The sequence below is a fragment of the Clostridium manihotivorum genome, assembly GCF_004015185.1.
GTDB classification, from domain to species: Bacteria; Bacillota; Clostridia; order Clostridiales; family Clostridiaceae; genus Clostridium_AR; species Clostridium_AR manihotivorum.
Map to the genome: position 1 here is coordinate 1,955,367 of NZ_CP025746.1, position 15,402 is coordinate 1,970,768.

Annotated in this window: 14 protein-coding genes; 13 read left to right on the forward strand and 1 reads right to left on the reverse strand. The window is 32.1% G+C overall.

The annotated features are described in order from the left end of the window. Positions 1-21 precede the first annotated feature (21 nt). The 12 genes from C1I91_RS08740 (at position 22) to ppdK (ending at position 12,475) form a co-directional block, all read left to right on the forward strand. Positions 22-471: a GatB/YqeY domain-containing protein gene (locus tag C1I91_RS08740; protein WP_128212542.1), complete on the forward strand. Its 450-nt coding sequence runs from the start codon at positions 22-24 to the stop codon at positions 469-471. Between the two features lie 560 nt (positions 472-1,031). After that, positions 1,032-1,313 (forward strand): sporulation protein YqfC, encoded by a 282-nt coding sequence (gene yqfC / locus C1I91_RS08745; protein WP_128212543.1) that lies wholly within the window; start codon positions 1,032-1,034, stop codon positions 1,311-1,313. Between the two features lie 4 nt (positions 1,314-1,317). Continuing rightward, on the forward strand, positions 1,318-2,448 hold the full coding sequence (yqfD, locus tag C1I91_RS08750; protein ID WP_128212544.1) for a sporulation protein YqfD: 1,131 nt from the start codon (positions 1,318-1,320) through the stop codon (positions 2,446-2,448). Positions 2,449-2,568: 120 nt separating this feature from the next. Beyond that, entirely contained in the window at positions 2,569-4,623 is a 2,055-nt protein-coding gene (locus tag C1I91_RS08755) for an HD family phosphohydrolase (protein ID WP_420808454.1), read from the forward strand. A gap of 193 nt (positions 4,624-4,816) precedes the next feature. After that, entirely contained in the window at positions 4,817-5,323 is a 507-nt protein-coding gene (gene ybeY, locus C1I91_RS08760; RefSeq protein WP_128212545.1) for an rRNA maturation RNase YbeY, read from the forward strand. 10 nt (positions 5,324-5,333) lie between these two features. Next, on the forward strand, positions 5,334-6,032 hold the full coding sequence (locus C1I91_RS08765) for a diacylglycerol kinase (protein ID WP_128212546.1): 699 nt from the start codon (positions 5,334-5,336) through the stop codon (positions 6,030-6,032). 142 nt (positions 6,033-6,174) lie between these two features. Further along, the gene (locus C1I91_RS08770; RefSeq protein ID WP_128212547.1) at positions 6,175-6,570 is read left to right on the forward strand and encodes a cytidine deaminase; all 396 of its coding nucleotides are present in this window, start codon (positions 6,175-6,177) and stop codon (positions 6,568-6,570) included. Positions 6,571-6,582: 12 nt separating this feature from the next. Then, entirely contained in the window at positions 6,583-7,470 is an 888-nt protein-coding gene (gene era, locus C1I91_RS08775; RefSeq protein ID WP_128212548.1) for a GTPase Era, read from the forward strand. An 18-nt stretch (positions 7,471-7,488) separates the two neighbouring features. Beyond that, positions 7,489-8,229, forward strand: coding sequence for a DNA repair protein RecO (gene recO / locus C1I91_RS08780; RefSeq protein WP_128212549.1), 741 nt, complete (start codon positions 7,489-7,491; stop codon positions 8,227-8,229). Between the two features lie 5 nt (positions 8,230-8,234). After that, a complete protein-coding gene (locus C1I91_RS08785; protein WP_128212550.1) occupies positions 8,235-8,879 on the forward strand; it encodes a DUF4342 domain-containing protein in 645 nt (214 codons plus the stop codon). A gap of 195 nt (positions 8,880-9,074) precedes the next feature. Continuing rightward, entirely contained in the window at positions 9,075-9,710 is a 636-nt protein-coding gene (gene ccpN, locus C1I91_RS08790; protein WP_128212551.1) for a transcriptional regulator CcpN, read from the forward strand. A gap of 134 nt (positions 9,711-9,844) precedes the next feature. Continuing rightward, positions 9,845-12,475 carry a pyruvate, phosphate dikinase gene (gene ppdK / locus C1I91_RS08795; protein WP_128212552.1) on the forward strand — a complete coding sequence of 877 codons (2,631 nt, stop codon included), beginning with the start codon at positions 9,845-9,847 and terminating at the stop codon, positions 12,473-12,475. Between the two features lie 392 nt (positions 12,476-12,867). Here ppdK and C1I91_RS08800 read toward each other — a convergent pair whose 3' ends face one another. Next, the gene (locus C1I91_RS08800) at positions 12,868-13,932 is read right to left on the reverse strand and encodes a CotS family spore coat protein (RefSeq protein ID WP_128212553.1); all 1,065 of its coding nucleotides are present in this window, start codon (positions 13,930-13,932) and stop codon (positions 12,868-12,870) included. Positions 13,933-14,292: 360 nt separating this feature from the next. Here C1I91_RS08800 and C1I91_RS08805 point away from each other — a divergent pair, with 360 nt between their 5' ends. Next, positions 14,293-15,321 (forward strand): deoxyguanosinetriphosphate triphosphohydrolase, encoded by a 1,029-nt coding sequence (locus C1I91_RS08805; RefSeq protein ID WP_128212554.1) that lies wholly within the window; start codon positions 14,293-14,295, stop codon positions 15,319-15,321. The last annotated feature ends 81 nt before the right edge of the window (positions 15,322-15,402 follow it).

Sequence of the window (15,402 nt, forward strand, 5' to 3'; positions counted from 1 at the left end):
TCTTTGAAAGAAGGTAGAACGATGCCAACAATAAAAGAAAGACTTCAAGAAGACTGGAAGCAAGCTTTAAAGGCGAGAGACAAATTTAAAGCTGAAACATTAAGCACTGCTAGGTCTGCAATACTTTTAGTTGAAAAAACTGAAGTAGTACAGCTTGAGGATGAACGAGTTATAGAGATTCTATCTAGAGAAATCAAGCAAAGAAGAGAAGCTATGCTTGAATTCGAAAAGGGAAATAGACAAGATCTTGTAGACAAAGTAAATGCTGAAATCCAGATTTTGTTAGAATACCTTCCTCAGCAGTTAAGTAATGACGAAATTTTAGAAATCATCAAAGAAGCAGCTATCGAAGTGGGTGCGAATAACATGAAAGACATGGGTAAGGTTATGTCAGCTGTAAAACCTAAAGTTTTAGGTAGAGCTGATGGTAAACTTGTTAGTCAAATGGTAAAAGATTATTTAAATAAATAAAGAAGAACTCTATTTGAGTTCTTTTTTGTTTGAATTCCTCGGATATATATTTTTGAAGAATTGTTTAAATAATAATAATGAAATTTAGGCAGTACCAATTAGTGGTGCTGCCTTTTTTACTGTTTTTAAAAGTATAAGGTTTTTGTTAGCTAAACCTAGTGGCATTAAGCTGTTAATATATTAGAGTATAACTTTGCGATATCCTTGAAATCCGCATTATTACTATAAATTCTTAACAATTTAACAATTTAAGAATATAAGAAGATAACAATATAAAAAGATAACAATTTAAATTCGTGACTATGTTTAATGATATTGTTGAAATTAAGTGGTCATGAAGGAGATGCTATATGAGCGAGCAACTAGCGCAAGCTCATCTAAGCATCGGATGACTGACCACTTAATTTCAACACGGTACTTTAACAGTGCCTTAAGTTTAAAAGGATACTTAAGCAGAACCAAATTTTTATATTCAAAAACACCTCTTATAAGAAAGTTAGCATTTATACAAAATTTAATTCATAAACTAATATGAAAGTACTTTATGGGAGTTTTGTGTAATGGAGAATAAACTAGACAAGGTTAAAGAAGGGCTTGCGGAAAAACTTGATTTGCCAAGAGATATTATTCTTAATATTCCTAAGATAGTTATTACAGGTGACAACGAAATAATTATTGAGAACCATAAAGGAATAATATCCTTTGATAATAATGAGATAAAAATAAATTCGAAGGTTGGAACCATCACTTTAGGTGGACACAATTTAGAGATTTTATTTATAGGGGGAAACACAATAACCATAAGCGGCAAATTCAAATCTTTAGTATATGAGGAGTTATGATGTTATGGATTTTAAGAGATATAGTAAAGGAATTGTAAATCTAGAAGTAAAGGTATTGTATCCTGAGAAGTTTATAAATCTTCTGTGGAGAAACGGAATACTAGCCAAGAATATTCAAAAACTAGACATATCTACTATAACTATAGAAGTGGAGCTTAAAAATTATAATGAAGTATTGGACTTAGCTAAGAAGTCAAAGGCTAGGATAAAGGTAATAGGAAGGAAAGGCATAGCCTTTACTTTACTAAGGATGAAAAAGAAAAGCACTCTTATAGTTGGTTCAGTTTTGTTTTTAGCGATCTTATATTATCTTTCAACATACATATGGAGTATTCAGGTTGATACTAGTAGATATGTATCACCTTATGAAATAAGGCAGCAATTAGGACGGCTTGGAATAAAACCAGGTGTAAAAAAGTCCTTAGTAGATTTTAGGCAGCTTGAGAAAAAGCTTGAGGATGGCAATGGAGAGATAATGTGGGTAAGAGCAAGAATAGAAGGCTCCACCTTAAAGGTGAAGATAGAGGAGAAAATTAATCCTCCAGAGATAGTAAAACAAGCTAATGAAAATGATGTAGTAGCAAAGATGGATGGAGAAGTTGTAAGAGTATATACCACATCTGGAACTGCAGCTGTGAATCAAAGAGACTTGGTAAAAAAGGGACAAGTTCTGATAAAAGGTGTACAAGGCAAAGAAGGAGCAGAATATAAAGTAGAAGCTGCTGGAAAGGTTTTTGCTAATACTTTCTATGAAAAGATAACTGAGCTTCAGATAAGTGGAAATGTAGAAGAGCAAACAGGCAATAAACAGGAGGCTGTTTATCTTGAGATTTTTGGCAAGAAAATTTATATAAAAAAGCCTACAAAAGAATTCGCTAATTATGATAAAATAGAAAATAAGGGTAAAATATTTAATAAAATAGTATATTATGAGAAAAGTGTAAAGCCTATTGCAGACACTAAAGAAAATATAATTAATAATGCAACAAATAAGCTATATGATGCTATAATGAAGGATATCGATAAGCAAGGAAAGTTCGTTAAAAAGATGGTTAATACAGAAGATATTGGTGAAGGTAAGGTTAGACTTAAGGTAGCGGTAGTGATAGAACAAAATATAGCTATAAAGCCATAGATTTATAAACAGATATAACAAATCTAAGGATTAGTACCTAATCTATGTTAATAGGATTTGTTTATCTATAGGATGTAGAGTGATTTACAAAAAAATAAGCCTAACAAGAAGGTGGGAGTTTTGAGCAAAGAAAAAGGAATCAGTTTTAAGTTTATAAATAATCCTAAAAGAATAATTATGTTTGTATTGACATTCTTAATAGCTTATCTATGTATTATATCTTCTCTTGTAACTAAGAAATATGACTTGAAAGAAGGAGACATATCAAAGGTAGACATAAAAGCGCCGAGAGAAATAGTAGACCAAGATGCAACTACTAAGAGGCAACAGGCAGAGGCGGATAAGTATGGACAGCAATACACTTTAAAGACTGATATACAGAAGGATGCGGAAGATAATCTAAGAACCTTGTTTAATAAAATAAGTGCCCTTAAGGATTCAAATATTCCTGAGACTGATAAAATATCGCAAATTAGCAAGCTTACACCAATAAAACTTGACAACGATGAAATAAGCAGCTTGCTAGGGCTTTCTAAAGACAATCTCAATGAATTGTTAGGGGTCATGTTAGATGGCCTAAAAAAGTCTTATGAGAAAAATATACAAGAGGATAAGCCTTCGGATCTGCAGAGTTCAAAAAGCATCCTCGATAATCAAATAGCAAACATAAATTACAATAGAAATATAAAGGATATCCTACGTAATATAGGCTATTATATAATTAAGCCAAATCTATTCTTTGATAAGGATAAAACTGAAGAAAAGAAAAAAGAAGCTATAAAGGAAGTAGCTCCTATAGTAATCAAAAAAAATCAAACAATAGTTAAAGAGGGTGAACCGGTTACTGAAGATCAAATAAAGATTCTTGACTCTTTAGGTTTACTTAATAAATCGGATATAAATTTCATTATATATATTTCTACAGCATTTTTCGTAGCGACTATACTATCTTTACAGTTTAGATACCTTAAAAAGTATTATAAGGCCGTATACGATGATAATAGTAAGTTACTGCTTATTAGTATAGTAAATATAACTTCATTAATTCTGGCTAGAGCCTTTGCTATAGTATCTCCATTTTTAATACCTCTAGCTTGTGCTCCTATATTATTAACCTTGCTGGTAAATTATAAGGTTTCTTTATTTCTAAGCGTGCTTAACTGCATTCTTATTGCTGGAGCTGTGAATTTTAATGCAGAAGCTATTGTCTTATCATTTTTGGTTTCTATTTTAGCTTCTACTTCTTTAAGGAAGATAGAGCAAAGAAATGATATACTGTATTCTACGCTGTTTTTATCAGTGATTGGAGCAATAGTTACATTTACTCAAGGAATTATACTTTCGAATAATATACTGGACATCTTAATGAAGTCTGGTTTTGTAATAATAGGATGTCTATTCTCAGGAGTTATGGCTGTTGGGTTATTACCTTTCTTTGAAAGCACCTTTGATGTAGTTACCACTGTGAAACTCTTAGAATTATCAAATCCAAACAATCCGCTTTTAAAGAAGCTTTTAATGGAAGCACCAGGAACATATCATCATAGCATGATGGTTGCTAACCTCTCAGAAGTTGCCGCTGAAGAAGTGGGAGGTAACCCAGTGCTGGCAAGAATAGGGTCTTACTATCATGATGTAGGAAAAACCAGAAGGCCTTATTTCTTCAAGGAAAACCAAATAGGGAAAGAAAACCCTCATGATAAAATAACTCCTAATTTGAGTACTTTAATAATAATATCTCATGTTAAGGATGGATTAGAACTTGCGAGAGAATACAATCTACCTAAGGTAATAAGAGATATAATAGAACAGCATCATGGAACTACCTTAGTTAAATATTTTTATATAACCATGAAGAATAATGCTGAAAATCCTGATGAAATTAAGGAAGAGGATTTTAGATATCCTGGACCAAAGCCTGAAAGTAAGGAAGCAGGAATCATAATGCTTGCAGATAGCGTAGAGGCTTCTGTAAGATCCATAAGTGACCCTACTAAGGGAAAGATAGATGAAATGGTAAACAAGATAGTTAAGGATAAGCTATACTCTGGGGAACTAGACAATTGTGATCTTACCTTGAAGGATATCAATAAGATATCTAAGTGCTTTTTAAAAGTTCTTAATGGAATATATCATCAGAGGATAGAGTATCCAACAGAGAAAGATAAGATTTAAAAAAAGGTTCTGTTAAAGTACAGTGTTGAAATTAAGTGGTCGGTAATCCGATGCTTAGATGAGCCACTTCGATCATAACTTTCTTTTCAAATCTCCTCTGTTTCTGAAAGTGGGATTTGAAAATGTAAGTTTTAGTATGAAGTGGTTCATATAAAATAATTAAAATAAATTTAGCTACAAAGGTCGGGATAAAATGATATATATAGACAATAGACAAGATAAGATTAGTTTAGATAAGGATTTTGAAAAAATAATAGAGGATGTAATAATAAGTGCATTAAATGAAGAAAATGTAGATAGGTCTTGTGAAATAAGTGTAATATTTGTAGATAATATAGCTATAAAGGAAATAAATAAAGAAACTAGGAATATGGATAAAGAAACAGATGTTTTATCTTTTCCTATGTTAGATTATCCAAAAGGTAAGGTTTATAAGGATGTATACATAAATTATAATTTTGATGCGTCGTTCTTTGATGAAGCAGATTTAGTTTTAGGAGATGTAGTTCTTTCTCTTGAAAAGGCAAAAGAGCAAAGTGAAGAGTTTAATCATTCTTTTACAAGAGAATGTTGCTATTTAGTAGTTCACTCAATCTTGCATCTTTTAGGCTATGACCACATGGAAGAAGAAGAAAAGTCTATTATGAGGGAAAGAGAAGAAAGCATACTTGAGAAATTAAATATAACAAGAGAGGTTTAATGTGAATATTATGAAGGTAAGAAAATTAGTTGATAGCTTTAACTATGCAATTAATGGAATAATACATTCTGTAAGAACTCAAAGAAATATGCGTATTCATATAGCAGTGGCCCTTGGGGTTCTTACTGCTTGTTTTATATATGATATAAAAAAGATGGAGTTTCTTATTTTAGCGGTAACTATAACAATGGTAATTGCATCTGAACTTATGAATACGGCGATAGAGCACGTAGTTGATATGACTACAAACTACTACCATCCTTTAGCCAAACTTGCCAAAAATGCAGCAGCAGGAGCGGTATTAGTTACAGCAATCAATGCTATATTGGTTGGATATGTTATATTCTGGGATAAACTCACTAACGTTACTTATCTCGTAGTAGGAAAGATAAGGCAATCTGAGCCTTATACTATATTTATAGTCTTAGTTATTGTTTGCCTAGCTACCATAGCCGTAAAAGCTTTTTTTGGTGAAGGTACACCACTAAAGGGAGGCATGCCTAGTGGTCATAGTGCCTTAGCTTTTTCTTTAGCAACAGCTATAGCTTTAATAACTGAGGAGCCACTATGTATAATGCTAAGCTATCTTATGGCTTTTATTACTGCTCAAAGTAGGGTGGACTCCGAGGTGCATAGTATTTGGGAAGTAATCGTAGGAGCTATATTTGGTACCTTTTTAACTTTAATAGTATTTAAGTTATTTAATTAAAATTCCACAAAGTCTATCTGGAAAGAGTTTGTTTTTTTCGTAGAAAAGTATAGTGGTTGGCAGAATATTAACTTAGCTTGTAAATAATATTAATAGTGTTATAATTTATTTTGCACCAAAAAACAATTGGGGGTAGTTAATAATGTATGAACAACTTATAAAAGCCGCTATAAATGCAAGAGATAAAGCTTACGCTCCATACTCAAACTTCCCAGTAGGAGCAGCTATAATAAGCGATGGCAAGATATTTGAAGGTTGCAATATTGAAAATGCATCTTTTGGAGCTACTAATTGTGCTGAAAGAACTGCTATTTTTAAAGCTGTATCTGAAGGTCATAAATCCATAGAAGCTGTAGCTGTTATAGGAGATGTAAATGCATATACTTATCCATGTGGAATATGCAGACAGGTAATCGCTGAATTTGCAAAAGATACTAAGATACCTATAATAATAATTAAAAATGAGAAAGAATATATTGTTAAGACTTTAGAAGATATATTACCGGGTATTTTTTCAAAAGAAGACTTAAATAAATAACTAGGAGGACAAATGTTTAAATCAGGATATATAACAATTGTAGGAAGACCAAATGTAGGTAAATCTACATTGCTAAATCACATAATGGGGGAGAAGCTTTCCATTGTGTCAAATAAGCCTCAAACCACAAGAAACAACATAAAGACCATTCTCACAGGAGAAGATTATCAGATGATATTTGTAGATACTCCTGGAATGCATAAGCCTAAGCATAAACTAGGTGAATATATGATGAACTCAGCTAAGGAATCTTTGAGTGAGGTTGACTTAGTTTTATTTTTAATAACTCCTGACGTTGAAATAGGCAGAGGAGATTCATATATTATAGAAAGCTTAAAGGGTATAAAGGCACCAGTGATCTTAGTTGTCAATAAAGTAGATGAAAACACTAAAGAGAGAGTTGCAGAAACTCTTAAAAACTATTCGGAGACAATGAGCTTTGCAGAGATAATACCAATATCAGCTCTTAAAGGGAAAAATACTGACACTCTTTTAGATCTTATAGTAAAGTATCTGCCAGAAGGTCCTAAATTCTATCCTGAAGATATGATAACAGATGTACAAGAAAGATTTGTTATATCAGAGATCGTTAGAGAAAAGGCTCTTAGAACTTTAAACGAAGAAGTACCTCATGGTATAGCTGTAGATATAATACAGATGAAACAAAATGAAAAAGGATTATATAATATAGAAGTGGATCTTATATGTGAAAAAGATTCGCATAAAGGGATAATTATAGGGAAAAATGGCCAGACCCTTAAGAAAATAGGTGCTAGTGCTAGATATGAAATTGAAAAATTCTTAAGAGAAAGAGTGAACTTAAAGATCTGGGTTAAGGTAAGAAAAGAATGGAGAGATAATCCTTTATTTTTAAGAGAGCTTGGATATAAGAAAAAATAGAGTAGGAGATGAGGATTTCTGTCTATTTTAGAAACTAATGCTGTAGTTATTAAAGCTCAGGATTTTAAAGAAAATGATAAATTAATTTGGCTATTTACAGAAAAATTAGGTAAGATAGCAGTTATTGCTAAAGGAGCTAAAAAAAATAAAAGTAGACTTTTTTCTATCACCTTGCCTTTATGTTATGGCCAGTATGTGGTTTTTAAAGGTAAAAATCTATATACTCTTTCAGAAGGAAGGATAACAAGTTCCTTTCAAGGATTATTAAATAATTTAGAGAAACTGACATATTCATCATATATTTGCGAGCTTATTGATATATGTGTAACTGATGAAGAGGACAACAGACAGTTGTTTAAAGACTTTGTTACATGTTTATACTTATTAAATACAGATGCGCTTGATTATGAGCTTTTAGTAAGAAGTTTTGAACTTAAGTTACTAAAAGCTACTGGATATGGATTGAATTTAGAGAACTGTGCATACTGTAAGAAAAGTATAACATCTGCATCCTACATAAATTTGTCTTATTATGGAGGTGTTTGCGAAGATTGTACTAAGGAACATGGAATATCTTTATCAAAGGGAGCATACAGTGCATTAAAGTATATAAATAATGCTCCTATGGATAAAATATATAGGCTTAATGTTAATAGAACTATAAAAGATGAAATTGCAAAAATTACAGCATACATGATCAATTCAAATTATTCTAAAAAACCAAAAAGTTTAGAAATGCTAAATTATATTAAGGAGTGATAAAAATGAGTGAAGTAACTTTAGAGAAGGTTGACCAAGTAAGACAAAGAACTGGCGTTAGCTATGCAGAGGCAAAACATGCCTTAGAGGTTAATAATGGAGATGTGCTAGAAGCACTAATTTATCTTGAAGAAGTAAAGAGTCATGATGATAACAGTGACAATCAGTGGCAAGCTGAAAAAGAAGATTTCTCTCAAAAGTATGAGACCTTAGATGAGTTTAAAGCTTGGTTATCTGAAATGATTAAAAAGGGAAATATATCTAGAATAAAGATAAAAAGAGATGAAAAAGTTCTTATTGATGTGCCTGTAAATGCTGGAATAGCAGCCGGCGTTATAGCTTTAATAATTCCGCAGCTATTAATAATAGGTGTGGTTACAGCCATCGCTACAAAGCTTACAATTGAAATAACTAAAGAAGACGGTTCTGTAGAAATAGTAAATAAAGTTGTTAAAGATACAGTAGATGATGTAAAAGATAAGGCTAGTGATATAAAAGAAAAAGCAAGTGATCTTGCTGAGACTTTAAAAGATAAAATAAACTCAATAAAGAGTGACAAAACTTCTTCTAACAAAAATATTCATGTAGATAATGATACACCAGTATATACCTACACAGTAAAATTTGATGAAGTAGACAAAGAAGAATAAGGAATTTAAAGAAAAATAAGAAAATTCCGAAGAAATAAGAGGCAAATGAGGGATATTCTAAGAATTTAAAAGATTATTCAGAAAATTTGGTATAGTCAAACTTCGATATAGTGATATAATAAGTTATGTAAAACGTATACGGTTCTGAATAATCAGAATATTCCTCTTTATTTAAAACGAAAGAGGGGAAGGACATTGAAGTTATCACCGCGTCAGGAGGAAATAATAAAGCTTGTAAAAGAGGGACAGCCTATTACTTCAGAGGCGCTAGCTTCAAGGCTTGGCGTCACTAGAGCTGCTTTAAGGCCAGATCTAGCAATACTTACTATGATTGGTGCTTTAGATGCAAGACCTAAAGTTGGGTATGTATATTCTGAGAAACCTATGAATAGTCTATTATATGAACACATTGCAAATATAAAAGTTAAGGATATAATGTCTAAACCTGCTTTTGTGAATGAAGAAACTATGGTATACGATGCTATAGTAAATTTGTTTTTAACAGATGTAGGTACACTTTTTGTTGAAAGTGATGGTTTTTTAATTGGCGCTGTTTCGAGAAAAGATTTCTTGAAAATAGCTATAGGTGGAACTGATATACATAAGGTACCCGTAGGAGTAATAATGACTAGGATGCCTAATATAATATTCGTTACAAAAGAACATAGTGCATATGATGTAGCAAAAAAGATAATAGAACATGAAATAGATTCTGTTCCGGTGGTTGAAAAGGTTATAGACAGCAATGATAAAGAACAATATAAGATAATAGGTAAAATTTCTAAAACAAATATAACAAAATTGTTTGTAAAAATGGGTAATGGTCAATAATTAAGGGTAAGTATCGCAAATGTTTTTTAATAATCTATGGTTCACAAGTTCAATTTGTTATCTTTCGGAGCAATAGCTCTGTTAGTATATATAAACATATTACTATAAATAGTATTGAACGGAGGAGTATTGAGATGGAGAATAAAAAATATGTTTACCTCTTCAAAGAAGGTAATGCATCAATGAAAAACTTACTTGGAGGTAAAGGAGCTAATTTAGCCGAAATGACAAGCTTAGGGATTCCGGTTCCACAGGGATTTATAGTAACTACTGAGGCTTGTAACAAATACTATGAAGATGGAAAGAAGATTTCACCAGAAATAATCAAAGAAATACATGAAAAACTATCTGAACTAGAAGAAATAACAGGTAAAAAATTTGGTGATTTAAATAAACCACTTTTAGTTTCTGTAAGATCTGGAGCAAGAGTATCAATGCCAGGTATGATGGATACAATACTTAATCTTGGTCTAAACGATGACGCAGTTGAAGCTATGGCAGCACTTACTAACAACCCAAGATTTGCTTATGACTCCTACAGAAGATTCATTCAAATGTTCTCTGATGTTGTAATGGGTATAGAAAAGAGAATGTTTGAAGAAAAAATTGATGAGATGAAAGAAGAAAAGGGTGTTCATTTCGATACAGAACTTACCGCAGAAGATCTTAAACAACTTGTTGTAAGATTTAAAGAACTTTACAAGAAAGAGAAAGGCGAAGAATTCCCACAAAATCCTAAAGATCAGCTAATAGAATCAATTACTGCTGTGTTTAGATCATGGGATAACCCAAGAGCAATAGTTTATAGAAGACTTAATGATATTCCAGGTGATTGGGGAACTGCTGTAAACGTTCAAGAGATGGTATTTGGTAATAAAGGAGAAACATCAGGTACTGGAGTTGCTTTCTCAAGAAACCCATCAACTGGTGAAAAGCATATCTATGGTGAGTACTTAATGAATGCTCAAGGTGAGGACGTTGTTGCAGGAATAAGAACTCCTCAGCCAATTGATAAGTTAAAGGATCAAAACCCTGAGATTTACAAACAATTTGAAGACATAGTTAATACTTTAGAGAAGCACTATAGAGATATGCAGGACATGGAGTTTACAATAGAAGAAGGAACTCTATACTTCTTACAAACAAGAAACGGAAAGAGAACAGCTCAATCAGCTTTAAAGATTGCTGTTGATTTAGTTGAAGAGGGTATGCTTACAAAGGATGAAGCTTTACTAAAGGTTGATCCAAAGCAACTAGATTCACTACTTCATCCAAACTTTGACCCAGCTGAGCTTAAGAGAGTAGAAGTTGTAGCTAAGGGGTTACCTGCATCACCAGGAGCTGCTTGCGGTAAGATAGCATTTACTGCTGAAGAAGCAAAGGAAAGAGCTGCAAATGGAGAAAAGGTAGTTTTAGTAAGACTTGAAACTTCTCCAGAAGATATAGAAGGAATGATAGCAGCAGAAGGTATACTTACTGTAAGAGGCGGTATGACTTCACATGCAGCTGTTGTTGCTAGAGGTATGGGAACTTGCTGTGTAGCTGGTTGTGGAGAATTAAAGGTAAATGAAGCTGCTAAAACTTTAGAAGTTTCAGGTAAGACTTTAACTGCAAACGACTGGGTATCTATAGATGGATCAACTGGTAATATATATGCTGAAGCTGTAAAGACAGTATCACCTGAAATAAGCGGATACTTTGCTACATTCATGGGATGGGCAGATGAAACTAGAAAGCTTAAGGTTAGAACTAATGCTGATACTCCAAGAGATACTAAGCAAGCAGTAGAGTTTGGTGCTGAGGGTATAGGCTTATGTAGAACAGAGCACATGTTCTTCGCTGAAGATAGAATAGCTGCTGTTAGAGAGATGATAGTTGCTAAGACTGTTGAGCAAAGAAGAAAGGCTTTAGATAAACTTCTTCCAATGCAAAGAGGAGACTTTGCAGCTATGTACGAAGCTCTAGAAGGAAGACCAGCAACAATAAGATTCTTAGATCCACCACTACATGAATTCTTACCTCAAGCTGAAGAGGATATCATATCTTTAGCTAAGGAAATGGATATAACTTATGAAGAGCTTAAAGCAACTTGCGAAGAGTTACATGAATTCAACCCAATGATGGGGCATAGAGGTTGCCGTCTAGCTGTTTCATATCCAGAAATAGCAGAAATGCAAACAAGAGCGGTAATAGAAGCTGCTATAGAGATTAGAGAAAAGAAGGGCTATGATATAGTTCCTGAAATAATGATTCCTCTTGTTGGAGAAATAAAGGAATTAAAGTATGTTAAGGATATAGTTGTAGAAACTGCAAAGACAGTTATGAGCGAAAAAAATGTAGAGCTACCATTTAAGGTTGGTACTATGATAGAAATTCCTAGAGCTGCTCTTACTGCAGATACTATAGCTAAAGAAGCTGAGTTCTTCTCCTTTGGAACTAACGACTTAACTCAAATGACTTTTGGTTTCTCAAGAGATGATGCTGGTAAGTTCTTAAAGGATTACTATGAAAAGAAGATCTATGAGCAAGATCCATTTGCTAAGATAGATCAAACTGGTGTTGGAGAATTAATGAAGATAGCTGTTGAAAAAGGTAAGTCAGAAAGACCTGATATCAAGCTAGGTATCTGTGGAGAACATGGTGGAGATCCAGCTTCAGTAGAGTTCTGTCATAGACTTGGATTAGATTATGTATCATGCTCACCATTTAGAGTTCCAATAGCTAGATTAGCTGCAGCTCAAGCTCAAATTAAAAACCCAAGATAGATTAGAATAAGTTATATGGTTTCCTATGGACACCATATAGGATAATATAAAACGCATCATAAATGTTGCTGTATGCTAACATTTATGATGCGTTTTTACTTTCTTGCCAACCATTACATTTAGACTGTAGTGTAGTATTGTGTTAAAATAAAGTCATTGATTCCGACAATGCTTTGATTTACTTTGCCAAAAAGAACCAAGGATATTAAGAATAAATATTCTTAATATCCTTGGTTCTTAGGCTTTTTATTGTTAAGTAAAGAATAAGATTTTTTGTTATTTAAATTAAGTGGTCAAGAAGGAGATGCTATATGAGCGAGCTATTAGTATAAGCTCATATAAGCATCGGATAACTGAGCACTTAATTTCAACACAATACTTTTTAGTATAGTCTAAAAATTAATAGAGTAGTACTTCTTTAGATAGTTGGAAAGCTCATCTATAAAGTTCATTTGATACTCAGTTTTTTGAACGGTTTTTTCTAAGAGATTGCAGAAAGAGTTTTTATTGCATTTTTTTATGTTATTATAATAGTCCTTCGAAATCCTCCAAAACTTTTGAGGAAATGATAAGTACACTAAAATATATTTTATATCATCAATAGTTAGGTTATTTATACTGCTGTAATTTTTAATACAATTTATAGCTATTTCTGCATCCCACTTTGTATTATCTCTTTTTAATAGGCGTCTTAAGTAATAAGATATATCGTGTGCTATATAGTCATAAGAACATTTGTCGAAATCAATCACCCATATCTGTCCTAAATTGTCGAAAATTATATTCTTATTAACATAATCTCCATGACATAGAGAAGTAGTCAAATTATCTTTATTAATGGTTGAAGCTACTTCTAATGCAAACTTTGCAAGTTCAATGTTTTTATCAAAGCTGTTTAAGAAGATTTTAGAGAATTTATCCTTATGCAGATATGCAGCGTTTGAACAGATTAGTAGTTTTTGAAAGTGCTTGTTAATGGATATGTATAAATCATCATATCCCTTTTTTATTTTACTTCCTGGTATAGGGATGAAGTTTTTAGCACAGTGGTGCATCTTTGCTAAGTATTTAGAGGTTTCTACTATGTTATCTATGTTATCATAGTCACATTTCTCTCCTTCGACCCAGGGTGTAAGCACAAAAAGCATGTCGTTGTAATTTACATATCTACTTTTGTTTATAGTGGGTAAAAATCTTGGCACATTAATGCCATTTCTATATAGCCACTCCATAGCTGAATAAACAAAGAGTAAATCAGGTTCAGTATAATAAACTTTTTTTAGGCAATAAGTATTTTTGTTATGATCAACTTTATAGACCGCCCTCTGTTTATCTGTGTTTTTTAGCTTTATTTGTTCTATGGAGGCTTCCTTTAAGTTGTAAAAAGGTAAGACATGCTTTGCCACATTAGCTTCAGATAGATAATAATCAGCAGTTGCAAGCGATTCTTTTGGCATAAGTACCTCCTTCACATAAATTTTCATATTATATTAATATTATGAAAATTATTACATTATACTTAGAGTTGGTGAATTAAGGAATGAATATTTAGAAAACTTTAATATTTCAATAAAGATGTGAACTTTAATACGAAAATATTAATTTTATTACGAAATGGTGTATTTACATATGATGAGGCTAGAAAATAGAAGTGAAAAATTATATATATTTTCTTTTTATTTAAATAAGTACTCATATTTTTAATATTATAAATATAAAATTGTAATAGTTTGAAAAAAAATGCAAATCATAAATAGTAGCACAAAATTGAAGGATTTATGAAGAAAATATAGAATATTTATAAGGGAGGTGATTATATGACTATAAGAGAAAAAAATGAGAAATTTGAAAGTTTGACACTGATAAAGGAAGCTGCTTTTTCAAATAAAACTAAGGGTAGAGAGAAGCAAGAAGAGTTGGATCATATAAGAACTTGTTATATGGTTGATAGAGACAGAATATTGCATTGTAAGTCCTTTAGAAGACTTAAGCACAAAACACAGGTGTTTATAAAAACGTCATCTGATCACTACAGAACAAGACTTACTCATACGTTAGAAGTTTCACAGATAGGAAGAACTATAGCAACAGGAATAGGGCTTAATGAATATTTAGTTGAAGCTATAGCTCTAGGTCATGATTTGGGGCATGTTGCGTTTGCTCATATGGGAGAAGAAGTGCTAAATGAGTTTCTAAAAGATGGTTTTAGGCACAATGAGCAAAGTGTAAGAGTGGTAGAGAAATTGGAAAAAGAAGGTCATGGACTCAATCTATGCGCTGAAGTTATAGATGGTATAAAGAATCACAGTGGCTTTACCAATGGAATAGCTAAAGCTGCTACCTTGGAAGGGCAGGTTGTGAGATATAGCGATAAGATGGCTTATGTAAATCATGATATAGATGACTCAATAAGAGCAGGTTTATTAAAAGAGGATGAAATTCCTAAGGATATATTACATATACTAGGAGTAAATAACTCAGAAAGAATTAATACTTTGGTAACAGATTGCATAGAAAATACTTTAAATAATATAAAAAAAGGTGATATAAAAGTTTCTTTAAGTGATGAGGTAGGAGCTTCGCTCACAAAGCTTAGAAACTTTATGTTCAAGAAAGTATATCTTGGAGATATATTAAAAATTGAGAGAGAAAAAGCTAAATTTGTACTAGGGCACGTGGTTGAACATTTTATGAAGCATCCAGAAGAAATGCCTATCATATATCAAAATATTGCTGAGGATGAAGGATTAGAGAGAGCCGTTGCAGATTATGCTGCTGGAATGAGTGATGATTATTGTCTTAATATGTTTAATAAAATTTATGTCCCTAAATTTGTGATTTACTAACAAGTAACCTTTTTAAATTATATAAATCATAAAAAAGTATTAGATATTTATATAAAAGAAGGAAAATTAAAGGAAATAACG